Source organism: Corynebacterium sp. HMSC29G08 (assembly GCF_001806875.1).
Lineage (GTDB): Bacteria > Actinomycetota > Actinomycetes > Mycobacteriales > Mycobacteriaceae > Corynebacterium.
The window spans coordinates 520-23,098 of sequence record NZ_KV786209.1 but is presented as its reverse complement, the minus strand read 5'-3'; the positions used below and the strand labels follow the sequence as shown (position 1 = coordinate 23,098).

Genomic DNA, 22,579 nt, shown 5'->3' with positions numbered 1-22,579 from the left:
ATGACTGGATACTCGACGGAAAGTCACAAGGACCTCAAGCTGTTCACCGGCAGGGCCCACCCCGAGCTTGCTGAAGCTGTAGCCAAGGCCTTGGGGATTGAGCTGGTCCCCACCACCGCCCGCGATTTTGCAAATGGTGAAATCTTCATCCGCTTCGAGGAATCTGTCCGCGGCTCCGACTGCTTTGTTATGCAGTCCCACGCACAGCCGCTGAACAAGTGGCTGATGGAGCAGCTGATCATGATTGACGCGCTGAAACGTGGCTCCGCAAAGCGCATTACGGCGATCCTGCCGTTCTACCCGTACGCTCGCCAAGACAAGAAACACCGCGGCCGTGAGCCGATTTCCGCTCGCCTGGTGGCAGACCTGCTGTCCGCAGCTGGCGCTGACCGCATCGTGTCAGTGGATCTGCACACGGACCAGATCCAGGGCTTCTTCGATGGTCCGGTGGACCACATGCATGCTCAGCCGATCTTGGTGGACTACATCAAGTCCAAGTACTCCCTGGACAACCTGGTTGTGGTTTCCCCTGACGCCGGTCGTGTGAAGTCCGCTGAGAAGTGGGCCAACATGCTGGGCGATGCGCCGATGGCTTTCGTGCACAAGACCCGCGACATTGACGCCGCGAACAAGGTTGTTTCCAACCGCGTAGTGGGCGAGGTTGAGGGCAAGGACTGCATCCTCATGGATGACATGATTGATACCGGCGGCACCATTGCCGGCGCTGTGGGCGTGCTCAAGGAGGCAGGCGCCAAGTCTGTCGTGATTGCATGCACCCACGGCGTGTTCTCCGATCCGGCTCGTGAGCGTCTGAGCGATTGCGGTGCCGAAGAGGTCATCACCACTGATACCTTGCCTCAGGACACCGAGGGTTGGAAGAACCTCACCGTGCTGTCAATCGCGCCGCTTCTGGCGAAGACCATTCGTGAAATCTTTGAGAATGGTTCCGTGACCACCTTGTTTGAGGGGCAGGCCTAAGCCCTAGGGCGTTCGGTGCGTGGTCAAGGGTGCTCGCTACAGTGAGCCCATGACCACTCTCGAAGAAACAGGGTTGCAACGGCGGGTGAAATCCCGCCAGTTGCAGATGATTGCCTTCGGCTCAGCAATTGGCACGGGCCTTTTCCTTGGCTCCGCCGACTCCATTCAATATGCGGGTCCGGCGGTGCTTTTGTCTTTTGCACTCGTTGGCGTCATCGTGTTCTTTCTCATGCGCATGCTGGGAGAGATGGCGGTAGAGCATCCGACCTCTGGTTCTTTCGCGGCGTATTCGCGTGAGTACATCGGCCGCTGGGCAGGTTTTATCACTGGCTGGAACTGGTGGTTTACCACCATCGTGGTGGGCATGTTGGAGATGACCGCACTGGGTACGTTCTTGGATTTCTGGTTCCCGGGCTTCCCCCACTGGATTACCGCGCTGGTGTCCCTGATTGTTGTTTTAGGCCTGAACCTGCTCCGTGTAAGCGTGTTCGCTGAGACCGAGTACTGGCTTTCCTTGGCCAAGGTCACGGCCCTTGTCCTGATGATTATCTTAGGGATGCTGCTTGTGTTTGGTCTCGGTCCGGAGCCGGCGATTGGCACGCAGCATCTCACTGCACACGGCGGGTTCATGCCAAATGGGCTTAGCGGCGTGATGTTTGCGCTCGTGGCTGTGACCTTTACCTTTGGCGGCATCATGTCAATCGGCACCGCTGCAGGTGAGGCAGACGACCCGGACCACGCCATCCCGCGGGCTGTACGCTCCGTGATTTGGCGAATCCTGGTGTTCTACATCGGCGGTATTGGCACAATTTTGCTGCTTGCCCCGTGGAATGAACAGGAGTCCAATGAAAGCCCGTTCATCCGTGTGCTGACTGGCGTTGGTTACGACGGCGCGGCGACGTTGCTGAACGTGGTCATTGTGATCGCTGTCGCCTCCGTGCTCAACACCATGACCTATTCCGGCGCACGCACCCTGCGAGACCTGGCGCGCAGCGGCCAGGCACCTGCTGCGCTTGCAAAAACCAGTGAGAAGGGACTCCCCTTCAACGCCTTATTGTTCAACGGCGCGTTGATGGGTGTGGTGGTGATCTTGAACTACTTCTTTGAAGGCAAGATCTTTGCGGTGCTTTTGGCCATCATCGTGGGCACAGAGCTGATCACGTGGGCCGGTATCTGCGTATCTCACCTGAACTTCCGCAAGCGCATGGATGCTGCGGGCAAGGAATCGCATTTCAAGGCGCCGCTGTACCCGGTTGCAAACTGGATCTGCATTGCGTTTTTCATTGCGGTGCTCGCAATGATGGCGTACTTGCCGGAGTACCGTATGGGCCTATTCACGCTTGTGGCGTGGATTTTGACACTAACCATCATTGGCAATGTGAGAAAGAGGTGGGTCAAGTGATCCGCAAAGATCTTGAACAAGTAGCCGCATATGTACCCGGCGCCCGCAATGACAAGGCAGTAAAGCTGTCTTCTAATGAGATTGCAGAGGGCCCGCTGCCCAGCGCTCATGAGGCAATGGTGGCGTCATTGTCACAGATCAACCGTTACCCGGACATGGGCGCTGTGGATATTCGTGCGGCACTTGGCACGCACTTGGGGCTTCCGGTCGAGCAGATCGCGGTTGGTACCGGCTCGTCTGCCCTGTGCCAGCAGCTGGTCTACATTACGGCGCAGCCTGGGGATGAAGTGGTCTTTCCCTGGCGCAGCTTCGAGGCCTACCCCATCTTTGTCAAGGTGGCTGGTGCAACACCGGTAACGGCACCGTTGACTGAGGATTACCGGCTGGACCTTGACACGCTAGCTGCGGCGGTAACTGAGCGCACAAAGCTGATCTTCGTCTGCAACCCGAACAACCCCACCTCAACCACCATCACTACTCAAGAGTTCACCGACTTTATGGCGAAGGTGCCCGAAGACGTTCTCGTGGCGTTGGATGAGGCCTACTTTGAGTACAACCAGGCCGCCGATACCCCGGTGGCTGATGAAGAGATTCTCAAGTATCCGAACCTCGTTGGGTTGCGCACGTTCTCCAAGGCCTACGGCCTGGCGGGCGCGCGTATTGGTTACGCCTTTGGCCCCGCCGAGATTATTGAGGCATTAAACAAGGTGGCTGTGCCGTTTTCCGTGGGCATGGTCGCCCAAACTGGTGCGCTTGCCTCCCTCGCTGCCGAAGATGAGTTGGCTCGCCGCGTGGAAGAGACCGTCGCCAAGCGCGAGCGTGTGGTAGCTGCGCTTGCCCCGTTTGGCACGCCGGAATCGCAGAGCAACTTTGTCTGGATTCCGGCAGCTCAACTTCTCAAAGACCCCCGCGACGTTGCCAAACGCCTCGCCGAGGCTGGTGTGCTTGTGCGCCCGTTTGAGGACGGCATTCGCGTCACCGTAACTAACGCAGAGGAGACGGATGCGTTTCTTCGTGCGTGGGACGCCACTGTGACTTCCACTGTGGATTCACCTGGCCAGAACCCTTCAACTGCTCGATAGTGCTGATGCCCATCAGCGCCATTGAGGTGCGCATCTCTTGTTCAAGGATCTCAACGACTCGGGTGACACCTTCTTCGCCACCGGCCATCAGACCGTAGAGGTAGGCGCGGCCAATGAGGGCGAAGTCAGCGCCGAGTGCAAGGGCTGCGATGATGTCGCTGCCGTAGAGAATGCCTGAGTCTAAGATGATCTCCACGTCTTGGCCAACCGCCTCGCGGATGCCGGGCAGCGCCTGGATAGACAACGGTGCTTTATCCAGCTGGCGGCCACCGTGGTTGGACACCACCAGGCCGTCTGCGCCAGCATTGATCATGCGCAGTGCATCTTCCGGCGTGAGCACACCCTTGACAAAGAGCTTGCCCGGCCAGACGGAGCGGATCCACTCTAGGTCTTCCATGGACAGGTCAGGATCAAACATGTTGTTGATCAAAGACGGCAGGTCTGTTGCCGAATCGCTCAGTGAGGCGAATTTAAGTGAGTCTGTGGTCAGGAAGTTAAACCACCACTCCGGGCGGTAGGACGCATCCAGCACCGTTTTCAGTGTGAGTCTTGGCGGGATGGTCATGCCATTACGCGCATCACGTAGGCGCTGGCCGGTCACGGGGGTGTCCACCGTGACCAGAAGGGTATCGAAGCCGTTGTCCCACGCACGCTTGACCAGGTCCAGGGAGGCTTCCTTGTCTTTCCACAGGTAGAGCTGGAACCAGCGAGTGCCTTCCTGTGATACCTCGGCTACCTCTTCAAGGGAGCGGGTGCCCATGGTGGATAGGGAGAACGGGATCCCGGCACGCCGTGCCGCTGCCGCTCCCCCGTTTTCGCCCTCTGAGTGCATGAAGCGGGTGAACCCAGTCGGAGCAATGCCGAATGGCAGACTCGCTTTCTTGCCGGCAATGGTGGTGGTGAGGTCGATGTTTGGTGTTGGAGCAAGCACGCGTGGGGTCAGTTCGACGGAGTCGAAGGCTTCGCGTGAGCGTCGATAGGTAAATTCGCTCGCGGCAGCACCATCCACATAGTCGAATGCGGGCGTGGGAGTCCTGCGCTTTGCAATCTTTCGCAGGTCAGGAATGTCAGCCGCCTTAGACAGGCGCACATCCCTGCGGTTCAGGCTTGGCAGGGAGAAGTTCAGCAGGCTGAACAGTTCTTTTGGATCCGGCAGCTGGCGCTCAAGGCGAGCCATGGAAACACACGCTCCTTAGAGAAAAACTATTTCAAACATGAAAAATTCTACAAGAGCGATTCTGGGATATTCGTTCCACCTTTCGGAACGTTTTCCCCAAAGCGGTAGCATTTGCGAGACCATCAGGCTATGGCCCACCAAATGCCCCACCAGATTGAAACAGATGTCCTTATCGTTGGCACGGGTCCTACCGGCCTGGTGCTCGCGAACTTGCTGGGTAAGCGTGGAATCGATGTGATGATCATCGACAAGCGTGACCGGCTGATCGACTACCCGCGTGGCGTCGGCCTAGACGACGAATCCTACCGCACGATCCAGGCAATGGACCTGCTTGAAGAGGTCCGCCCGTACACCTTGCCGCACCACGTCATGCGCATTGTCAATGGTCATGGTGAAGTTATTTTGACCAATGACCCGCAGGGGCAACCTTTCGGCCACGCCCGAAAGTACGGCTTCCTACAACCTGACGTTGATGCCCAGATGCACAAGGGCCTTGAGCGCTACCCCAACGTGACCTCCCGCTTCAGCCAGGAACTGGTTGGCATTGAAGACCATGGCGACTTCGTCGAGGCAACCATCGAGCAGGTCAGCGGCACCGAGGGCGAAGAACGCACCGGCGAGACCAGAAAGGTCAAGGCGCGGATCCTTGTCGGCGCTGAGGGCGGACGCTCCTTTACCCGCAAGTGGATGGGTGTGGACTTTGCGGGCGTGAGCCCGTCCACGCGCTGGGTGGTTGTGGACATTCGCAACGATCCTTTGGGCTTCCCCAACGTCTACCTGGGTGCAGACCCCGCACGCCCATACGTGTCCATCGGCCTGCCGCACGGTGTCCGGCGCTTCGAGTTCCTGCTCTTTGATGACGAACCGTCTGAGCGCGTCGAAGAAGACGCCTTCGTCCAGGAACTGCTCAGCGAACACCTGCCAGTACACTTGGAGGAGCTGGACATCATCCGACGTCGCGTGTTCACCCACCACGGCCGCGTCGCCAGCGACTTCAGGAAGGGCAACGTGCTCATTGCTGGCGACGCCGCCCACCTCATGCCGGTGTGGATGGGCCAGGGCTTCAACTCCGGTGTGCGCGACGCGACGAACCTGGCGTGGAAGATCGAAGCCGTGGTGCGCGGCACGTGCTCCCCGGACATCCTGGATACCTACTCGCAGGAGCGTAGCGACCACGCGCACGCCATGGTGGACTTGTCGCTGACTATGGGCAATGTGATTAAGCAAACTGATCGCCGCATTGCATTTGGCCGCGACCTTGCGTCCCGTGCAATGAATCTCTCGCCGGCGGTCAAGAGCTACTTCTCCGACATGCGCTTCAAGCCGATGCCGCGCTACACCCGCGGCGTTGTGGTTGACCAGGAATCTCTCAATCCGGGTGAGGCGGGACGGAAAGTTTCCACTAAACGCCGCCCGAAGCTGATTCCTTGGCGCAACGTGTTGGACAAAAACTCTGTAGTTGGTGTGCAGTTCATCCAGCCGCACGTCACCGTTAATGGCCAGCGCGCCCTGTTGGATGACTTCCTCGGCCGCGGCTTCGCTGTCATCGGCTGGGGCATGGACCCCACCCGCCACCTCTGCCCTGAGACGGTGGAAGAGCTTCGGAACCGTGGCTTCTCCTTTGTCTGCTGCGTGTCCCCGAACCAGGTGGAGTGGGCCGAGGGATCAGCGGCGGATCACGTCACGGTCGCGGCTGATGATGACGGCGCGTTGAAGAAGTGGTTCGACCTCCACTCCGTTGGCACGGTGATTGTCCGTCCGGATCGCTTCGTTGCCGCAGCTTGCCTGAACGGTGATCTGGCCGAAGCGCTGCAGGCTGTACGAAAGGCGATGTTCGCGCTCTAACCTCGTTCTCTAACTGCCCCCTAAACACAAGGAAAACCGCACCGAACTTCGGTGCGGTTTTCCTTGTGTTGTGAGTCTTAGCCCTTGAAGCCGTGGGTTTGCACGAAGCGGTTCTCATGGCTCATGCGGTGAGCGGTTTCACGGGAACGGAAGATTGCAATGCTGGAGATGACGAAGTAGATCGTGATCACGATTGCCAGCGGGGTCAGGCCGGTCTCCGGAGTGACAATGCGGTTTGCAATCAGCGGTGCCAAGCCAGCGCCCAGGATGGAGGCGAACTGGAAGGACACGCCCGAGCCGGTGTAGCGCAGGTCCGGAGCGAACTTCTCCGAGATAAACGCGCCGATGGCACCGTACTGTGCCGGCTGCACAATGCCGACGAGGATGATCATGGCGGGCCAGACGGCGTTCGGGTCACCCGTCTCAATAATGTTGAACACAGCCCAGATACCAATGACGGAGATAACACCACCGGTGAGCATGACCGGGCGACGGCCGAACTTGTCAGACAGCGCCGCAATGGCGGGCATGACAAAGATGGCCAACAGCGAACCGATGGACACCATCATTAGGCCGGCACTACGCGAGATCGGCTGATCGCTCTCTGCTGTGCTTGCCACGATGTAGGGCACGAGGAAGGACGCCTGGACACCCTGGATGAACAGGCCAGCAGCGCCTGCGAAGATGGCCTGCATCAGGTCGCGCGGAGCCTCCTTGAACAGGCGAGCGAGCGGCACACCGGTGTTGACCTCGCCGCGTGCGCGGGCGGCCTCGAACTCCGGGGACTCCTTCACGTTGGTGCGCATGTACAGGCCGATGACCACAATCGCTGCGGAGAAGAGGAAAGGCACGCGCCAGCCCCAGTCGGTAACAAAGTACTGCTCCGGGTTGGCAAAGTTCTCGCCAGAGATGGTGGAGAAGATCGACAGCACCAGCGTGGACAGCACCGCGCCAGCCGGACCGCCGGCGATAGCCAGCGAAGCGCCGAAGCCCTTGTTCTTGTCGGAGGAGTTTTCCATCGACATCAGGGTTGCGCCAGCCCACTCGCCACCGATTGCGATGCCCTGGATGATGCGCAGGAACACCAGGATGATGGGCGCTGCAGGGCCGATCATTTGAGACGACGGCAGAAGACCAATCGCGATAGACACCAGGCCCATGGTGAGCAGAGTGATCACGAGCACGTTCTTGCGTCCGTACTTGTCACCGAAGTGGCCGAACGCCATCGAACCGATCGGGCGAGCAATGTAGCCCGTCAAAAGGATCACGAAGGAAAGCGTCGTGGCAAGCTGGCGGTCCAGCCCGTCGAAGAACAGCTGCGGGAAGACCAGGCCTGCGGCAGCTGCGTAGAGCAGGAAGTCGTAGTACTCCACGGTCGCGCCGAGGAACGAGGAGCCCATCGCCAGGCGGCGCTCGCGCGGGGTGCGCGTGTCGAGCGCCACGTCACCTGAGGTCGAGGCAGGGGGCGGGGAGGCTGTGTGAGCAGTAGTCATGTGCTCATCCCTTCTGTGAAAAAACGGATTTAGGAAGAGGGCCAAACGACGGTTTGGGAATAATCAAATGGGTTTTTCGGCAGCAAGCGGCCGTATTGCAAATCAAATTCTTGGTGTCGGTAGAACTCCCGAGCAGCCCTGCCACGCTTCGATTTCGTGGGGACACGCCCGGAGTCGCCGCGGTACTCCACCGTTTCGGTGCGCCCGTACCAGTGGGCGTCGTACTGCACAGCGTCGCTCCACAGTTCGAGCAGAACTAGGTGGTTCGGCTCCTCTAGGTTTTCGTACCAGGCGTAGCTCAAGCATCCCGGCTCGCGGCGGGTTTCTGCGATTTCCTGCGCGGTCAGCTGGCGCATCTCCGGGTTTTCTTCGTAGGTGCCCAGGATGACAATGCGAATACCACCGCGTGCGGGCCACATGATGCGTGGTTCGTAGCCGCGGGACGGGACCCACTTGTCGCCATCAAGCTTGAAAAGCTCCTGCTTGTACAGCTCAAGGGCACCAGTGTTGAAGGCCTGCTGCAGTGCGGGAAACTCTCGGATGTGTTCAAGCAGGGCGCTGATGTCGCTTTCAGACTCGAACAGCATCGACAACCCCAACGCATCATCTTCGCCCTCAGCTAGGGAGCGAAACGCCTCGGCTTCCTGCGGCTGGAACTGCGTGCGTAGTGCTTCCAGTTCTGCCAGTAGCGCAACCGGGTTCTCGCAACGGAATTCACAAATCAGTCGAATCATGCCAGCTCCTCAAAGTCAACGATCCAGTCCGGCTCCATAAACTGCGGTTCCGGCGTACGGCGGCGCACCACAATCTCAATGAGGTATCCGCCCAGGGCCTCAAACGTGTCAAAGTAACCGAACTCGGCCGCTTCGCCGCGCAGGGTGGAACCCATGACCAGTGGGTGGCCGGCGTCGGTCATGCGTGCAACGGTTGCGTCCCAATCCGCGTCGTCCGGACACAGACGGCCGAAGAAGTGGTGGATGCCGGGGCCGCGCTCGTCGAAAAACTCGCGGTTGTAGTGACTGTCACCATGGTTGGATTGGATAATTTCAAATCCGAAGTTGCCAACCATGCCCTGTGCGGTGAAGTAGCCGTGGTCCATCTTGGTGCCGCGGTACTGCGGTGCGTCGAGACGCCCAAAGCCCGTCTCCCACGTCTTCATCGGGAACTCCGTAATACCGAAAATGTCGCGGTACGCAGGCAGGGTGTCCATCACGTCGTGGACCAGCACGCCGAAGTGGAAGATGCCTTGCAGCGCAATGAGCTTTTCGCTTGTCGACGCCCCACGCTGCCCCTCCCCCGCTACCTCCACACAGAAGCCGCCGAGGGCTTTACGCGTGTCAAAGAAGGTACGCGTCTGACCATTCTGGGTTGCCGTATAGGCAGGGGTGATGTCGAGCTTGTCGAAGTGTTCAGCGGCTTTTTCGGGCTTGTCGGCCGCGACCTGGATGAACGCGATGCCCTCGCGGTAGGTGCGCAGGTGCTCGTTGAAGATGCTCTCGCCGGAGATCGGCTGAATGAGCTCGAAGGTCACGCCATATGCCTCGCCACCTGGGCCGGACTCGCCAGCGTTGAAGCTGGCGGTGCCTACCGCGGAGCGCCATACGCCTGGGGTTTTGTGAAGCGTGCGGCCGTGCGCGACGCTGTGCTCCGGCTCCCACGTCTGCTCATCCCACTCGGTGATGCCGTAGATGCGTTCGTAGTCAATCTTTCGCTGATCCAGGTCGTACACAACGACACCGACGCGGTTCAAGTTGGTGATCTGCACGGTTTCCTCCTAGTAGAAAAGGCTTAAGTTCTTGACCAGGATGGTGGCCATATCGAATCGGATCTCGCGATCCTTGATCAGGAACCCGAAGGTTGATTCCGGTGCGCGCACGATGATGTCCCGGCGCTCACCTGCGACGGTGTCGTGGTAGCGCTCGCCGCGGGAGCGGTAGACCATGAAATTGCTCCGGACAGCAAACGTGTCGGTATCAATTTCATCAACGCGGATGTTGCTCAGGATGCGGCGGGAGCGTGACGGGGGTTCCTCCGCCCACGCCTTTTGGGTTTGCAGGCGCACAACGCGCTGCTTCAGAAAAGCTTTAGACTCCTCGAAGTAGACAGAGGTGCCCTTCGGGTAGTACTCCTCTTTGCGCTCGCGCGCGACACGGTTTTCGCGCACCGGCGCCCAATAGTCGATGTCTTCATGCAGGCAGTCGAGCCATTCATCCCACCACATGTTGTCCACCAGCTCGGCTTCCTCGTAGAGGAAGCGGCAGATGGCGCGCTCGTCTTCCATCGACGCCATCTTCGCGTGGTTCGTGATCGTTGCAACCCGATTTTCGCTCATTGTTCTCTTCTCCTCTAGTCCTGGTTGCCCTCGTACCAGCCGTCAGAGGCTGCTGCGGTCTCTGCAGCTTCCGGATCCATTACGCGGGTGAAGTCGCGCTCGAGCACTTCGAAGTTCTGACGCTCTTCCTTCAATGCATCCCAGCTCTTGTCAAGCATGAGGTCGCGGTAAAAGCCGTACATGTTCAACGCCGCGTTGTCGGAGTACACGTGGGCGGTGGATGCGCCTGGGTAGCCGTCCTCATCAAAGGTGACCGGGATGCGGCGCATGTTGTAGGTGAAGCCAGTTTCGCGGGACTTCGCACCACGGAGGATGTGCTGCATCTCCTCCCAGTTCTCTGCGTCGTCCTGTTCAAACATGCCGCCGGGTGAGAAGGTGCGCATCACATCAACGCGGATAGAGTTTTTCACTCCCTCCGGCGCGTCCTTGGGTACGAACGCCCAAGACCAGATCTCCATCTCCTCCGGGCCACGCGGGTGGGTCACACGGAAGGTGTTGTTTCCCAGCAGCATGAAGTTCGGGAACACGTTCATGTGGCCGCGTACCTCACGGAACTCACCCAACCGGTCTACGATGTCTTCGCGTACGGTGTTTTCCCAGTTAATCAGCGCCGGGGCGGTGTTCGGGATCTCTGCGTCACGCTTGCCAAAGAAGGCGCCGCCGTGACCGTACGGTGCCAAGAACTGGCGGCCTTCCGGAATCTTCTTGCGGCCCGTGGTGCGGTCAAAGGTGTCCGAGCCGGAAGCAAGGGCTTCGACGGCGGAGACGTGGCTGATCTCGGAGTGCTGCATGTCAGAGGTCGGCTGCTCAACGTTGAATTTCCAGTTCGCCGGCAGCACCCACTTGTGTACGGCGATTGCCTCCATACCGTTGGTGTAGCGGTCAACGTAGCCGTCAAAGTAGTACTTCGCGTTGCCCAGATACTCCTCAAACGGCGGGATGGTCTCATCCCAGGAGCCGAAAATGAAGCCCTTGTAGTTTTCAATGCGCGGCACCTTGATTGCGCTCAGGCGAGATTTGTCAATGCCGTCCGGATAGGCGTTGGACTCGTGCGGGATGGAGATCAAATCACCGTTGAGGTCATAGGCCCATCCGTGGAAGGAACACATGAAGCTTTTTGCTTTGCCGCGGTCTGCGCGGCAGATGCGCATGCCTCGGTGCCTGCACTGATTCAGGAATGCGGAGATGCCACCTTCCTTGTTGCGGACCACAATGACCGGGTCTTCGCCGATGTAGGTCTGCAAAAAGTCGCCCTTTTTCGGCAGCATCGAATCGTGTGCAAGAAATACCCAGGTTTTTTGCCACACGGTTTTCAGTTCCTGCTCGTACACATCGCGGTCTGCGAAGATCGCGCCGGAGACATGCCCCTTGACGGGGTCAATCATGCTCACAATATCGCTCATCATTGCTTCCTCTCCGTGGGTTGCATCACACTTTTAGCGGTTAGTTGAACGGAACACTATTTTGGTTCGACTTACGAACGAACCACTGTTCCGCCTAACAGAACACATCGGCCCTAATCACCGGAAAAGGAGGAAGATCGCGCCATGGCTGCCAAGGACTTCTCCCCTTCTACTCCCCGTGATTTTTGGGTGCGCTTTGTTATGGCCGGAATCGGGATCACTATCAGCATGGTCGGCACCTGCTTTATCACGCTCAGTGGTACCGGCCCGCCGCCGGTGTCGTCGCCAGTGTGGGTGGCCACGCTCATGGGCGGGCTGAGTTTCGGCGGCTGGACGTTCGTGATCAACATGCTGTTCATCGCCGCACAGCTGGCGCTGTTGCGCTCCCAGTTCCCAAGGGTTGGGTGGCTGCAGATCCCGGCAGTACTGCTGGCTGGCGCGTCGCTTGACATAGGCATGTACGTTTTCGGCTGGGCTGCCAACGAGCGCTACATACTCAACCTCATGCTGCTGTTTTGCGGGATTTTGGTGCTGGGATTCGGCATTTCGCTTGTGGCTACCTCTGACGTGATTTACCTACCGGGCGAAGGCGTCGTCGCCGCTATTGCGAAGGTGTCTAACCGGCCGTTCCACAGCGTCAAGCTCTTTTTCGACGCCAGCTGCGCCATCACGGCGTGTGCGATGTCTTTTTTGGCATTTGGCAGGCTTGATGGCGTGCGCGAGGGAACGATCATTAGCGCCATGCTGTTGGGGCCGACGGTGAGGATGTTTGTGCCCGTCGCAAAGCAACTGCTCCATTTGGCTGGACGGGTGTGACCTGTTAGGATGTGACGGTCTCGGCGAGGGCTGTCATGGCCGTTATCGACGCGATAGTAAAGCAGACGTTCCTGCGATCACTCGACGAGCACACCCGTCCATAGTGGTCGCAGATTTTTTATGTCCTCGCGGCCCGAATATCAAGGTTTAAAGGAGCATACCGATGGCTATTACCCCTACGGTTGTGAAGGCTGAGAAGCGCGAAGAGTTTGGCAAGGGCTCTGCACGCCGCCTGCGTCGCGACGGCAAGATCCCGGGCGTCCTCTACGAAAAGGGCATCGACAACGTCCACTTCGCGGTTGACCGCATCGAGATGACCGCAGTTGTGCGTAACGAGGGCGTCAACGCCATTGTTGAGCTGGAGGTCGACGGCGAGAAGCTGCTGTCCATGGTGAAGCACGTGGACCAGAACGTGCTGACCCTGGAGATCGACCACATCGACCTGTTCGGCATTAAGCGCGGCGAGAAGGTTACCGTCGATGTTCCGGTTGTCCTCGAGGGCGAGGCTGCCCCGGGCGCAGTTGTGCTCCAGGAGGCAGACGTTATCGAGATCGAGATCGACGCACTGTCCATCCCGGACGAGCTCACTGTGTCCATCGAGGGCAAGGAGATCGGCGACACCCTGCACGCATCCGACGTGAAGCTGCCGGAGGGTGCAGAGCTCATCTCCGACCCGGAGACCCTGGTTGTCAACGTCACCTTCGAGCAGGTTGATGAGGAGCTCGAGGCTGAGGCTGAGGCTGCTGAGGAAGGCGGCGCTGAGGCTGGCGCTGAGACCGCCGAGGACAACGCTGACGAGTAAGCCTTCTAAGATGGTCGCGTGACCATCTTGATTGTTGGCCTGGGAAACCCTGGTCCGCAGTATGAATCCACACGCCACAACGCTGGTGCGATGGTGATTGATGAGCTGCTGACCAGGGTTTTACCTATGCCTGCGCAGCTTTCTGCCCATAAGAAAACCAACACGGAAATCGCGGAGTTGGCCGCCGGCCGCCTGGTTGCGAATGACCAGGTGGTGTTGGCCCGCACCCGTTCGTTCATGAACCTTTCGGGCGGGCCCGTCAAGGCGTTGATGGATTACTTCCGCGTGCAGCCGAGGGATCTTTACGTGGTGTATGACGAGCTTGATCTTGATCTGGGTGAGGTCAAGCTGCGCGTTGGCGGTGGCGACCACGGCCATAATGGATTGAAGTCCGTAACTAAGGCCGTAGGCAACACGTATCACAAGCTGGCGGTTGGCATTGGCCGTCCCCCAGGACGTATGGCGCCTGCAGATTATGTGCTTAAACCCTTTGCCGCCAAGGAGCAGATCGAAATCACAATTGCTGCCGCAAACGCCGCCGATGAGGTGCTTCGCCAGCTAGGGTAGCCCCATGAGATTGGCTACACTTCGCACTGAAAATGGCACCTCGGCAGCCCGCATTGTCTCCGATTCGGAGGCGGTGCTTTTGCCGTTTGGGGACGTTGGCGCGCTGCTTGCCCAGGAAAACTGGCAGGAGCTTTCGCTTATCGACGCTGCGCCGACGCCCTTTACCCCCACCGACCTAGCCCCCGTCATCCCACGTCCGGGCAAGATTATTTGTGTTGGCCTGAACTACGCCAAGCACATTGAGGAGATGGGGCATGAGCGGCCGGACGTGCCCACCTTGTTTATCAAGTTCCCGGAGGCGCTGATCGGCCCATACGACGATGTTGAGGTGCCGGAGTTTAACGCGGAGTCCTTGGACTTTGAGGGCGAGTTGGCCGTGATCGTTGGCAAGTATGCACGCCACGTGCAAGACGGCGAGGCCTACATTGCTGGCTACTCCGTGATCAACGATTACACGCAGCGCACCTACCAGAAGCGCACCCAGCAGTGGCACCAGGGCAAGTCCCTAGAGAAGACCGCCGGTTTCGGTCCGTGGTTAGACACTGAGTGGTGCCCGGGGCCTGCGCTCACCACCACGCTCGATGGTGAGCAGATGCAGCATTCCCCCACCGATGACCTGGTGTTTTCCCCGGCAAAGCTAATCGAGTTCATTTCGCATATCTACCCGCTTGCCCCGGGTGACGTGATTGCCACCGGCACCCCGGATGGCGTGGGGCATGCGCGCAACCCGAAGCGCTACATTCAAAATGGCGAGACGGTGCGCGTGGAAATCGAGGGCCTGGGCGCTATCGAAAACACCACGCGCGTGTACTAATTCGGCGTAAGCATCCGCTCGATCTTGCGTGCAGGTGCAGCCAGGAGCTCGCCGCGGTCCGCGCCGACGAGACAGTAATCATTAGTGCTGGTCATCGGGCGCAGGTAGGGGTACGTCGGCGGTAGGTTCGGGTTGGCGCGAGTGAATTCGGTTTCTACCCCGCTGGCCCAACGTCCGGAGAAGGCACGCGAGACCACCGCGGGCGCATCGCTCTGCAGCAGTTCGCGGTTGCGTTCGCTGGTTCCGGCTTCATCTGCAAGCAGAAAGGCGGTGCCACAGGCGACTGGCACGTCGAATGTGTCTTGCAACCTGGCAACGTCTTCGGCTGATCGGATGCCGCCAGCGGCGATCACGGGGCAGTCCGCAAGCAAAAGGAGCTCTTCCAGCGGCCGCTGATCCGGGTCATCGTGTTGGTTCCATGTGCCACGGTGTCCGCCGGCGAGTGGACCTTGGACAATCATGCCGTCCACTCCCTTGAGCTTTGCCTGCGTGATCTCCTCCGGGCTTGTCACGGTTGCCCATGCCTCCGAGCCAACGGCGTGCAGCTGGGCGATCTCCTCCTCGCTGAAGCAGCCGAACGTAGACGAGACCACGGCAGGTGCCGCCTCAAGTACCAGGGTGAACTTCTGAGCGTAGTCGGAAGTGACCTCGGGGATGGGTTGGTTGAGGTGGGTGGCGGTTGCGTGGACGTCTACAAGCAAAGGCTCCGGCTGCGGGACAAAGAGGTTCGCACCGTAGGGCGGTGTACATGCGGCGAGCCACTCGCGGGCTTGCGTAAGCGTGCACGTGCCGAGGGGAATGAAGCCGAAGCTCACGGCGTTGACAAGTGCGGGTGTGGATGGTCCACCTGCCATGGGTGCTGCGATCACTCGGGGAAAGTCCATGCGTACATTATGGGGTGTGTTTGGATTTTTCAGACGTAAACGCACCCCGAAAACCCCGAAAGCCGAGTGGCTGGTGGTTGGCCTTGGCAACCCTGGCGAGAAATACGCAGCGACAAGGCACAACGTGGGCTTCATGGTAGCCGATGCGCTGCCGGACATTGACGGCGCCGCGGTAATCAAACCCCAGACATTCATGAACCTCTCCGGCGAGGCGGTTGCTCCCCTTGCAAAGAAGCTGGGTGTACCGGCGGGGCGGATCATTGTGATTCATGATGAGTTGGACCTGCCAGTGGGCACCGTGCGCGTGAAGCGCGGCGGCAACGAGAATGGCCACAACGGCCTGAAGTCGCTCACCGAGCACCTGGGCACGCGCGATTACCTGAGGGTTCGCGTCGGCATTGCCCGTCCACCGAAAGGAGTGTCAGTACCAGACTGGGTGCTTTCGCCTATCGAGGCGGACGTGAGCGACCAAATCGCCCTCGCTGCCAAAGCCGTCCAGATGATTATCAGCGAAGGCCTAGAAAAAGCCCAGAATGTGATCCACGCAACTAAGTAAGTTGCAGGGGCATGAGCTACCACGCCATGACCAACAGCAAATTCCCACCCGCAGACGGCATCTACGAAGCCGAAGAAACCACTAGTGAAATCGCCCTCCTGCTCTGCCACGGCTGGAGGACGAGATGGAGTCCGACCCAGCGCCGAAAACGCGCGTCTTGTGCGCGAGGCGGCGCCGCTGGCTGACTAGCTCTGACTAGCTCTGCCTAGATCAGCTGCTGCTCAAGGTCTCCCAGCACCGTTTCCAATGACTGGACCTTCACGTCACGCGGCGCAAGTGCGCCGTCCTTGACGTCGTCGAAGATGGACAATGCGACCTGGTTGCGGATATCAAACATGGAGAAGTTGGCCACGATCACGCGCCAATGCTCTACCGCACGGATAGCACTGTCCGCACCGTAGCCCACAAACGCCACAGGCTTGTTTCTCCATTCAGCGCCGAGTGAGTCAACGGCGTTTTTCATCGTGCCAGGCACCGAGTGGTTGTATTCCGGGGTGACAAAGATGTAGCCGTCGCAGGCGTCCACGGCCTCCGACCAGCGGGTTACCGCCGGATCCTCGTATTGTTTGTTTGCTGCCCCCGGCGGCATGGTGGCTACCAGGTACGGCACGTCAAACTCGCGTAGGTCCAGCAGTGTGTACTCGAAACCTTCACGGTCTTGTGCCTTTTCCATCACCCAATTGGCTACTACTTCACCGAAACGGCCTTCGCGGACGGAACCGAGAAAAACACCAATAGTTTTCTTGCTCATGATTCTCCTTAGGTTTTCGTCTATTTCTTAGAGGTCTGCAGTGGTGATGATGCGGGCGAACAGGCCAGCGGTTTCAACCGCAGCAGCGTGCGCCTCAGGCGTTGCTGCGGAGCAGGCGTCCTCCAGCAGGTAGGTCTTAAACCCAAGGTCGGAGGCCTGACGCACCGTAGAATCCACCGAAGCGTTGGTGGCTACGCCGGAGACGATCACATCTGTGATGCCGCGCTCACGCAGCAGGTTTTCCAGCTCAGAACCCGTAAACGGGCCGGGTCGGATGTGGGTGAGGGTGGCGTCGGAGGAGTTGACGTTGACGTCGTCAAGTAGTGAAGCCCCCTCGGAGCCTGCCTGCAGCGCGCCGGCCTGCTCAGCCATGGCAAGCAGCGGAATGTTCGGGTCCGAATCAGAGTAGTCCGGGGCTAGCGCGATGCACACGTGCACGACCAGGCCGCCGGCTTCGCGGACTGCGGCGAACGCCTCGTTGCTTCGTGCGATGACGTCGCGTTCCACCACCTGGGGGTAGAACAGGGAGCCGAAGGCTGTGCCCTCGCCAACAATGTCATTGACAAGGTGAATGGACAGGATTGCGGTATTGGGAGTCAGGATTGTCATGCTGCCCAAAATACCAACTACTGTATTTGATTTATGAGCACTGTCGCCGAAGCCAAACGCCGCCGCACGTTCGCCGTCATCGCCCACCCCGATGCTGGTAAGTCCACGTTGACGGAGGCGTTGGCGCTGCACGCACACGTAATTTCGGAGGCTGGTGCGGTGCATGGCAAGGGCAACCGCAAGTCCACGGTCTCCGACTGGATGGATATGGAAAAAGAGCGCGGTATTTCCGTCGCGTCTTCTGCGTTGCAGTTTGAGTATGCGCCGGATGGTCACGAGGGCGAGCCCTATGTGATCAACCTGGTGGATACCCCTGGCCACGCGGACTTTTCCGAGGATACCTACCGTGTGCTTTCCGCGGTTGACGCGGCTGTCATGCTTATCGACGCCGCAAAGGGCCTCGAGCCCCAAACCTTAAAACTCTTCCGCGTGTGCAAGGCCCGCGGCCTGCCCATTGTCACGGTGATTAACAAGTGGGACCGTGTGGGACGTGAGCCGCTGGAGCTGGTGGATGAGATTGTCACTGAGATTGATCTGCAGCCGACCCCGCTGTATTGGCCAGTTGGTGAGGCCGGCGACTTCCGTGGTCTTGCACATGTTTCCACTGATGGCGAGGTCGACGGGTATGTGCACTTCATCCGCACCGCCGGCGGCTCCACCATCGCACCGGAGGAGCACTATTCCCCCGACGAGGCTGCGGCGAAGGAGGGGGATACCTGGGAGACTGCACTGGAGGAGGCGGAGCTTTTGCTTGCCGACGGCGCCGTGCACGACCAACAACTCTTCGAACAGTGCATCACGTCCCCGATCATTTTCGCCTCTGCGATGCTGAACTTCGGCGTGCACCAGATCCTGGACACGCTGTGTGCGATCGCGCCAGCGCCCGCGGGCAAAAAAGACCGTGAGCTTAATGATGAATTCTCCGGCGTGGTGTTCAAGGTGCAGGCTGGTATGGACCGCAATCACCGCGACACGTTGGCGTTTATGCGCGTGGTTACCGGTGAGTTTGATCGCGGCATGCAGGTCACCCATGCGCAGTCCGGCAGGACGTTTTCCACGAAGTACGCGTTGACGGTGTTTGGTCGTTCCCGCGACACGGTGGAAACCGCCTTCCCTGGCGATATCATTGGCCTGGTCAACGCGGGTTCCCTTGCGCCTGGCGACACGATCTTTGCTGGCAAGAAGGTGCAGTTCCCGCCAATGCCGCAATTCGCGCCGGAGTACTTCCGCACGCTACGGGCGAAGTCCCTTGGCAAGTACAAGCAGTTCCGCAAGGGCTTGGATCAGCTGGATGCCGAGGGCGTTGTGCAGATCCTGCGCAACGACACGCGTGGGGACGCAGCTCCCGTCATGGCGGCGGTCGGCCCGATGCAGTTCGAGGTCATGCAGGCTCGCATGGAGTTGGAGTACAACGTGGAGACCATCACGGAGCCAATCCCCTACTCCGTTGCACGCCGCACCGACGCGGACTCCGCACCCGAGCTAGGTCGTCAGCGCGGCGTAGAGATCTTCACTCGCTCTGACGGCGAGCTTATCGCCCTGTTTGGTGACAAGTGGAAGCTCGCCTTCGTGGAAAAGGAGCACCCGGAGCTGACCATCGAGCCGCTTATTGCGGATTAGCCTTCTTTTCGGCGCTAGCCTCAAGAATTTCCGCAGCTGCGCGATCGGTCCAACGCCTGGTTTTCAATCGCCAGGCAGCTCCCCTGTTGGAGCGCGGCGGTGCCTGAATGTTGCGTCTTGCGTCCATACCCGCTTGCAGCTCTTTGGAACGCAGCACTTCGGCGTCTATTTTCACGCCTTCGAGCAGCACAATGTTCATCAGCCAGATCAGCGCAAGCACGGCAAGTACCGTTCCGAATGCCCCGTAGGTACTTCGGATTCCAACGTATTTCAGGTACAGACCAAACGACATCCATAACCCTGCAATCACTAACAGCGCGGTTGCTGAACCCAGGGTGAGCACACGGAAACGTCCCGGTTTTACGTTTGGCGCGAAGTAGTACAGCACGGACACCAGCGCGATGGACACAATTGCAATGACCGGCCCGCGCAGATATGCCCACACTGGTAAGAAAATAGAGGTCAGATAATCCAGTTCCTCTTGCAGCTGCAGTGGTCTGGCAATCGGGCCTAGCACCGCATTCACAATGGAATCGGTCAGCAGCGCACCAAGAATGATCAGCACCGCACCAACGACCATGACCAGCGTGACCAGCCACATGGTTAGCCAGGTCACCACTATCGGGCGGCTTTCAGTGCGTCCGTAAATAAGGTTCGCGTTGCGTGAAAAGGAACGCACGTACGCCGAGGCGGACAGCAGCGAGATAATCACGGACACCGCAAGCGCGATGGTGCTTTCCGCCGGTGTGCCGACAATAACGGAGATTAACCGGAATGCATCCTCTTGTAGTTGCACCGGCACGTATTGAGCAATGAGGTCCGCGATGATGGAATCGGCCATCTCGTCGCTACTAGGCATGAGCAGGCTGAACAGGGAGTATGCGGCGAGCAGCATTGGAGCCACCGACAGCAGGGTGTAATAGGTCAAAGTGGCGGCGCGGTCCACCATTGCGTCGTTGGAAAAGTCTGTAACTACGCGACGGAAGAGCGATTTCCATCCGGCGCGTGTGAGTCGGTTGTCCCGGCGTAGTGGTGTTTCGTAGTCGTACGGGGTGACAACAAGGTCGCCGGTGCCGTACGACACGACCATATCCACGCGGTGCGATTCAGACATACTGGTCACCTTATACACTCACTCACAGCGTCCGAGGCGAGCGAGGCTGTTGGAGCACTTCCATCTTTTGACCGATGCTTCGGTTTCCAGGCCGCGCGTTTTCTGGTAAAACCGTAGATGATCTTCACAACAACTTGTTGCTAAAAGGAGTTTTCAATGAAGTCGCTCTATAGAGCCGCAGTCTTCTACCTCGCATTCGGTCTGATCTCCGGAGTGTTCTACCGCGAGTTCACCCGCGCCAACGACTTCCCAGAAGGCCAGTTCACCCAGCTCGGCGTCACGCACACCCACCTTCTGGCACTGGGATTCATGATGTTCCTCATCTTTCTTGCCCTAGAAAAGGTCTTCACCTTTTCTCGAGACAAGAAGCTTTTCAACGCTTTCTTCTGGCTCTACAACGCTGGCTTGCTCACCACCGTCGCCATGCTGATTTTCCATGGTTCACTGACGGTGCTGGGCAAGGAATCGAGCGCGGCAATTTCTGGCATCGCAGGTCTAGGCCACATCATGCTCACCATCGCACTGATCATCTTCATCGTGCTGCTGGGCCGCGCCATCGATAACCCCGTCCGCTCCCCTGAGGCAGCACCAGCAAACTAACGCGCTACCCTCGCGGCATGAGCACTCTTACGCCGATCCAGCAGCGCCTCACCGACCGTTTCTTCCGCTACGTCCGCACCGAAAGTCAATCCGACGCGTCAGCGACCACGGTCCCGTCCACCGAAAGCCAGTGGACGTTCGCGCGTTTGCTTGTCAACGAGCTCACCGCCGCCGGAGCTACCAACGTCCACTTGTCGGATACGTGCGTGGTCACCGCGAAGATCCCGGGTGCCGGTGAGGGCCCAGCGATCGGTTTCTGTTCCCACCTGGACACAGTGGATGTAAATCTCTCTCCTGCGGTAAACCCGCAGCTCACCTACTTCGACGGCAGCGACATCTGTCTCAACGCCGAGCGCGATCTCTGGCTGCGGGCCGCCGAACACCCAGAACTTGCAGCGTACGAGGGCCAGCCGATCGTGCATACGGACGGCACGAGCGTACTCGGCGCGGACGATAAGGCTGGCGTTACTGCCATCATGGAGGCAGTCACCGAACTTGGCGGCCAGGCGCCACAAGGCGACATTTACATCGCGTTCGTGCCAGACGAGGAGATCGGCCTGCGCGGTGTGCGTACCATTGACTTTGAGCGCTTCCCTGTCGACTACGCCTACACCGTCGATGGCGGTGAACTCGGCGAGGTAGTCGAGACCACCTTTAACGCCGCCACCGCCACCATCACCATCGCAGGTGTCAGTGCCCACCCAATGAATGCGAAGGGCAACCTGGTCAACCCGATCACGTTGGCAATGGAGTTTGCCAACCAGCTCGACCCACAGGAAACGCCCGAGCACACCGAGGGCCGCGAAGGCTTCATCTGGCTCAACCACATCGACGGCAACCAGTCCACCTGCACGATGCAGTTGAGCATCCGCGACCATGACCGCGCAGGATACGAGGAGAAGAAGCAACGTTTGCGCGCGCTCGCCAGCAATCTTGCCGACGCCCATCCGCGTACCACCATCACCTGCAACATTGAGGATGTGTACGCGAATATCTCCGACGCGAAAACGACCGAAAACTCCATCGGCTCCGAGAGGCTCCACGCAACGATGCGTCGTCTTGGCATCGAGGTCAAGGAGATTGACATGCGCGGCGGCACCGACGGGTCTTGGCTGTCCAACCAGGGTGTTTACACCCCGAATTACTTTACCGGCGCCCATAACTTCCACTCGATCTACGAGTTTTTGCCGGTGCCTTCCCTCGAGCACTGCTACGCATTGACGCTGGCACTCATGCGCGGCCAGTAACTTCGCACGCTGAACGCAAGTTTGCACACAGTGCGCAACAGGTCTCGGTTCCTCTACCGGCTCGGCAGCTGGTCATCCAAGACGATCTGGCCGTTCTTCGGGCACTAGACTCATTGCACATGGGTTTCTTTGACCGATTTTTCAACAGGATTCCAACGGTTCCGGTGGCACACCTTTCTGTCCACACCGCCAACCTTTCGCCGGACACTGATGAAAAATTGGTCATTATTACCACTACCCCGCCGGGTCTCAACGCGTTGCGGAAGTTTCGGGGCCCGGTGCAGTTGCTTGCCGACGCCTCCACGTCCCGCCCCGTCACCTTCACCCCCACCGATACCGCCTCGGATCCAACACTTGATCCAAAAACCGGGTGGATTATTCCAGTCACCGCCCAAACCGCCGCCGAATTAGCCGCTCTTCCTCCTGGCCCGGGCCAGTACGAGTTGGCAAGCATCCATCTTGGGTTAGTGGTTGAAGAGTAACTGCT

General features: G+C 59.2%; 23 protein-coding genes. 13 read left to right on the top strand and 10 right to left on the bottom strand.

The genetic code is table 11. The features are described from left to right. From HMPREF3101_RS00435 to hisC, 3 genes are read left to right on the top strand one after another with little or no spacing between them, the layout of a single operon-like run. Window positions 1-978, top strand: a complete 978-nt coding sequence (locus tag HMPREF3101_RS00435) for a ribose-phosphate diphosphokinase (protein WP_070461913.1) — start codon at window positions 1-3, stop codon at window positions 976-978. A gap of 49 nt (window positions 979-1,027) precedes the next feature. Continuing rightward, window positions 1,028-2,380 (top strand): amino acid permease, encoded by a 1,353-nt coding sequence (locus HMPREF3101_RS00430; RefSeq protein WP_070461910.1) that lies wholly within the window; start codon window positions 1,028-1,030, stop codon window positions 2,378-2,380. Then, the gene (gene hisC / locus HMPREF3101_RS00425; protein ID WP_070461908.1) at window positions 2,377-3,462 is read left to right on the top strand and encodes a histidinol-phosphate transaminase; all 1,086 of its coding nucleotides are present in this window, start codon (window positions 2,377-2,379) and stop codon (window positions 3,460-3,462) included. The genes HMPREF3101_RS00430 and hisC overlap by 4 nt, the downstream gene beginning before the upstream one ends. Here hisC and HMPREF3101_RS00420 read toward each other — a convergent pair. Continuing rightward, complete coding sequence (locus HMPREF3101_RS00420) at window positions 3,365-4,639, bottom strand: alpha-hydroxy acid oxidase (protein ID WP_083280000.1); 1,275 nt, start codon at window positions 4,637-4,639, stop codon at window positions 3,365-3,367. The two genes, hisC and HMPREF3101_RS00420, sit on opposite strands and share 98 nt — an antisense overlap. Window positions 4,640-4,768: 129 nt before the next feature. Here HMPREF3101_RS00420 and HMPREF3101_RS00415 point away from each other — a divergent pair, with 129 nt between their 5' ends. Then, the gene (locus HMPREF3101_RS00415; RefSeq protein WP_246816577.1) at window positions 4,769-6,484 is read left to right on the top strand and encodes a bifunctional 3-(3-hydroxy-phenyl)propionate/3-hydroxycinnamic acid hydroxylase MhpA; all 1,716 of its coding nucleotides are present in this window, start codon (window positions 4,769-4,771) and stop codon (window positions 6,482-6,484) included. Window positions 6,485-6,561: 77 nt separating this feature from the next. Here HMPREF3101_RS00415 and HMPREF3101_RS00410 read toward each other — a convergent pair whose 3' ends face one another. From HMPREF3101_RS00410 to HMPREF3101_RS00390, 5 genes are read right to left on the bottom strand one after another with little or no spacing between them, the layout of a single operon-like run. Next, window positions 6,562-7,977, bottom strand: coding sequence for an MFS transporter (locus HMPREF3101_RS00410; RefSeq protein WP_083279999.1), 1,416 nt, complete (start codon window positions 7,975-7,977; stop codon window positions 6,562-6,564). 29 nt (window positions 7,978-8,006) lie between these two features. Then, window positions 8,007-8,711, bottom strand: a complete 705-nt coding sequence (locus HMPREF3101_RS00405; protein WP_070461907.1) for a putative quinol monooxygenase — start codon at window positions 8,709-8,711, stop codon at window positions 8,007-8,009. Continuing rightward, window positions 8,708-9,742 carry a VOC family protein gene (locus HMPREF3101_RS00400; RefSeq protein ID WP_070461904.1) on the bottom strand — a complete coding sequence of 345 codons (1,035 nt, stop codon included), beginning with the start codon at window positions 9,740-9,742 and terminating at the stop codon, window positions 8,708-8,710. Before HMPREF3101_RS00400 ends, HMPREF3101_RS00405 begins: the two co-directional genes overlap by 4 nt. A 9-nt stretch (window positions 9,743-9,751) precedes the next feature. Continuing rightward, window positions 9,752-10,309 (bottom strand): aromatic-ring-hydroxylating dioxygenase subunit beta, encoded by a 558-nt coding sequence (locus tag HMPREF3101_RS00395; protein ID WP_070461902.1) that lies wholly within the window; start codon window positions 10,307-10,309, stop codon window positions 9,752-9,754. Window positions 10,310-10,323: 14 nt separating this feature from the next. Next, window positions 10,324-11,712, bottom strand: coding sequence for an aromatic ring-hydroxylating oxygenase subunit alpha (locus HMPREF3101_RS00390; RefSeq protein WP_168160136.1), 1,389 nt, complete (start codon window positions 11,710-11,712; stop codon window positions 10,324-10,326). A 144-nt stretch (window positions 11,713-11,856) separates the two neighbouring features. Between HMPREF3101_RS00390 and HMPREF3101_RS00385 the strand changes: the two genes are divergently transcribed. The 4 genes from HMPREF3101_RS00385 (at window position 11,857) to HMPREF3101_RS00370 (ending at window position 14,711) form a co-directional block, all read left to right on the top strand. Further along, window positions 11,857-12,528, top strand: coding sequence for a YczE/YyaS/YitT family protein (locus HMPREF3101_RS00385; RefSeq protein WP_070461899.1), 672 nt, complete (start codon window positions 11,857-11,859; stop codon window positions 12,526-12,528). 163 nt (window positions 12,529-12,691) lie between these two features. Further along, a complete protein-coding gene (locus HMPREF3101_RS00380) occupies window positions 12,692-13,330 on the top strand; it encodes a 50S ribosomal protein L25/general stress protein Ctc (RefSeq protein WP_070461897.1) in 639 nt (212 codons plus the stop codon). Window positions 13,331-13,348: 18 nt separating this feature from the next. Beyond that, window positions 13,349-13,897 (top strand): aminoacyl-tRNA hydrolase, encoded by a 549-nt coding sequence (gene pth, locus HMPREF3101_RS00375; protein WP_070461896.1) that lies wholly within the window; start codon window positions 13,349-13,351, stop codon window positions 13,895-13,897. Window positions 13,898-13,901: 4 nt separating this feature from the next. Then, a complete protein-coding gene (locus HMPREF3101_RS00370; RefSeq protein WP_070461893.1) occupies window positions 13,902-14,711 on the top strand; it encodes a fumarylacetoacetate hydrolase family protein in 810 nt (269 codons plus the stop codon). Here HMPREF3101_RS00370 and HMPREF3101_RS00365 read toward each other — a convergent pair. After that, window positions 14,708-15,595, bottom strand: a complete 888-nt coding sequence (locus HMPREF3101_RS00365; protein WP_070461891.1) for a nitronate monooxygenase — start codon at window positions 15,593-15,595, stop codon at window positions 14,708-14,710. The genes HMPREF3101_RS00370 and HMPREF3101_RS00365 overlap by 4 nt on opposite strands. Here HMPREF3101_RS00365 and pth (HMPREF3101_RS00360) point away from each other — a divergent pair. Next, the gene (gene pth, locus HMPREF3101_RS00360; RefSeq protein ID WP_070461890.1) at window positions 15,594-16,151 is read left to right on the top strand and encodes an aminoacyl-tRNA hydrolase; all 558 of its coding nucleotides are present in this window, start codon (window positions 15,594-15,596) and stop codon (window positions 16,149-16,151) included. The genes HMPREF3101_RS00365 and pth (HMPREF3101_RS00360) overlap by 2 nt on opposite strands. A gap of 205 nt (window positions 16,152-16,356) precedes the next feature. Here pth (HMPREF3101_RS00360) and HMPREF3101_RS00355 read toward each other — a convergent pair whose 3' ends face one another. Next, window positions 16,357-16,902, bottom strand: a complete 546-nt coding sequence (locus HMPREF3101_RS00355; protein ID WP_070461888.1) for an NADPH-dependent FMN reductase — start codon at window positions 16,900-16,902, stop codon at window positions 16,357-16,359. Between the two features lie 27 nt (window positions 16,903-16,929). Beyond that, entirely contained in the window at window positions 16,930-17,511 is a 582-nt protein-coding gene (locus tag HMPREF3101_RS00350) for a cysteine hydrolase family protein (protein WP_070461886.1), read from the bottom strand. A 33-nt stretch (window positions 17,512-17,544) separates the two neighbouring features. On the opposite strand from HMPREF3101_RS00350, the gene HMPREF3101_RS00345 reads away from it, so the two are divergent. Then, on the top strand, window positions 17,545-19,131 hold the full coding sequence (locus tag HMPREF3101_RS00345) for a peptide chain release factor 3 (protein WP_070461885.1): 1,587 nt from the start codon (window positions 17,545-17,547) through the stop codon (window positions 19,129-19,131). Here HMPREF3101_RS00345 and HMPREF3101_RS00340 read toward each other — a convergent pair. Continuing rightward, window positions 19,118-20,245, bottom strand: a complete 1,128-nt coding sequence (locus tag HMPREF3101_RS00340) for a YihY/virulence factor BrkB family protein (RefSeq protein ID WP_070461884.1) — start codon at window positions 20,243-20,245, stop codon at window positions 19,118-19,120. The two genes, HMPREF3101_RS00345 and HMPREF3101_RS00340, sit on opposite strands and share 14 nt — an antisense overlap. Window positions 20,246-20,401: 156 nt before the next feature. Here HMPREF3101_RS00340 and HMPREF3101_RS00335 point away from each other — a divergent pair, with 156 nt between their 5' ends. The 3 genes from HMPREF3101_RS00335 (at window position 20,402) to HMPREF3101_RS00325 (ending at window position 22,574) form a co-directional block, all read left to right on the top strand. Further along, window positions 20,402-20,845 (top strand): DUF2871 domain-containing protein, encoded by a 444-nt coding sequence (locus HMPREF3101_RS00335; RefSeq protein ID WP_070461882.1) that lies wholly within the window; start codon window positions 20,402-20,404, stop codon window positions 20,843-20,845. Between the two features lie 17 nt (window positions 20,846-20,862). Next, complete coding sequence (gene pepT, locus HMPREF3101_RS00330; protein WP_070461880.1) at window positions 20,863-22,092, top strand: peptidase T; 1,230 nt, start codon at window positions 20,863-20,865, stop codon at window positions 22,090-22,092. A gap of 119 nt (window positions 22,093-22,211) precedes the next feature. Then, window positions 22,212-22,574, top strand: coding sequence for a hypothetical protein (locus HMPREF3101_RS00325; RefSeq protein ID WP_070461878.1), 363 nt, complete (start codon window positions 22,212-22,214; stop codon window positions 22,572-22,574). Window positions 22,575-22,579: the final 5 nt, after the last annotated feature.

Bases quoted from the DNA above. Each gene is read 5' to 3' on its own strand.
- HMPREF3101_RS00415 (WP_246816577.1), top strand. From the start codon at position 4,769: ATGGCCCACCAAATGCCCCACCAGATTGAAACAGATGTCCTTATCGTT.
- HMPREF3101_RS00395 (WP_070461902.1), bottom strand. From the start codon at position 10,309: ATGAGCGAAAATCGGGTTGCAACGATCACGAACCACGCGAAGATGGCG.
- HMPREF3101_RS00410 (WP_083279999.1), bottom strand. From the start codon at position 7,977: ATGACTACTGCTCACACAGCCTCCCCGCCCCCTGCCTCGACCTCAGGT.
- HMPREF3101_RS00350 (WP_070461886.1), bottom strand. From the start codon at position 17,511: ATGACAATCCTGACTCCCAATACCGCAATCCTGTCCATTCACCTTGTC.
- HMPREF3101_RS00370 (WP_070461893.1), top strand. From the start codon at position 13,902: ATGAGATTGGCTACACTTCGCACTGAAAATGGCACCTCGGCAGCCCGC.
- HMPREF3101_RS00340 (WP_070461884.1), bottom strand. From the start codon at position 20,245: ATGTCTGAATCGCACCGCGTGGATATGGTCGTGTCGTACGGCACCGGC.
- HMPREF3101_RS00430 (WP_070461910.1), top strand. From the start codon at position 1,028: ATGACCACTCTCGAAGAAACAGGGTTGCAACGGCGGGTGAAATCCCGC.
- HMPREF3101_RS00380 (WP_070461897.1), top strand. From the start codon at position 12,692: ATGGCTATTACCCCTACGGTTGTGAAGGCTGAGAAGCGCGAAGAGTTT.
- HMPREF3101_RS00325 (WP_070461878.1), top strand. From the start codon at position 22,212: ATGGGTTTCTTTGACCGATTTTTCAACAGGATTCCAACGGTTCCGGTG.
- pepT (WP_070461880.1), top strand. From the start codon at position 20,863: ATGAGCACTCTTACGCCGATCCAGCAGCGCCTCACCGACCGTTTCTTC.
- HMPREF3101_RS00390 (WP_168160136.1), bottom strand. From the start codon at position 11,712: ATGAGCGATATTGTGAGCATGATTGACCCCGTCAAGGGGCATGTCTCC.
- HMPREF3101_RS00335 (WP_070461882.1), top strand. From the start codon at position 20,402: ATGAAGTCGCTCTATAGAGCCGCAGTCTTCTACCTCGCATTCGGTCTG.
- HMPREF3101_RS00345 (WP_070461885.1), top strand. From the start codon at position 17,545: ATGAGCACTGTCGCCGAAGCCAAACGCCGCCGCACGTTCGCCGTCATC.
- HMPREF3101_RS00420 (WP_083280000.1), bottom strand. From the start codon at position 4,639: ATGGCTCGCCTTGAGCGCCAGCTGCCGGATCCAAAAGAACTGTTCAGC.
- HMPREF3101_RS00405 (WP_070461907.1), bottom strand. From the start codon at position 8,711: ATGATTCGACTGATTTGTGAATTCCGTTGCGAGAACCCGGTTGCGCTA.
- HMPREF3101_RS00435 (WP_070461913.1), top strand. From the start codon at position 1: ATGACTGGATACTCGACGGAAAGTCACAAGGACCTCAAGCTGTTCACC.
- pth (WP_070461890.1), top strand. From the start codon at position 15,594: ATGCGTACATTATGGGGTGTGTTTGGATTTTTCAGACGTAAACGCACC.
- HMPREF3101_RS00355 (WP_070461888.1), bottom strand. From the start codon at position 16,902: ATGAGCAAGAAAACTATTGGTGTTTTTCTCGGTTCCGTCCGCGAAGGC.
- HMPREF3101_RS00385 (WP_070461899.1), top strand. From the start codon at position 11,857: ATGGCTGCCAAGGACTTCTCCCCTTCTACTCCCCGTGATTTTTGGGTG.
- HMPREF3101_RS00365 (WP_070461891.1), bottom strand. From the start codon at position 15,595: ATGGACTTTCCCCGAGTGATCGCAGCACCCATGGCAGGTGGACCATCC.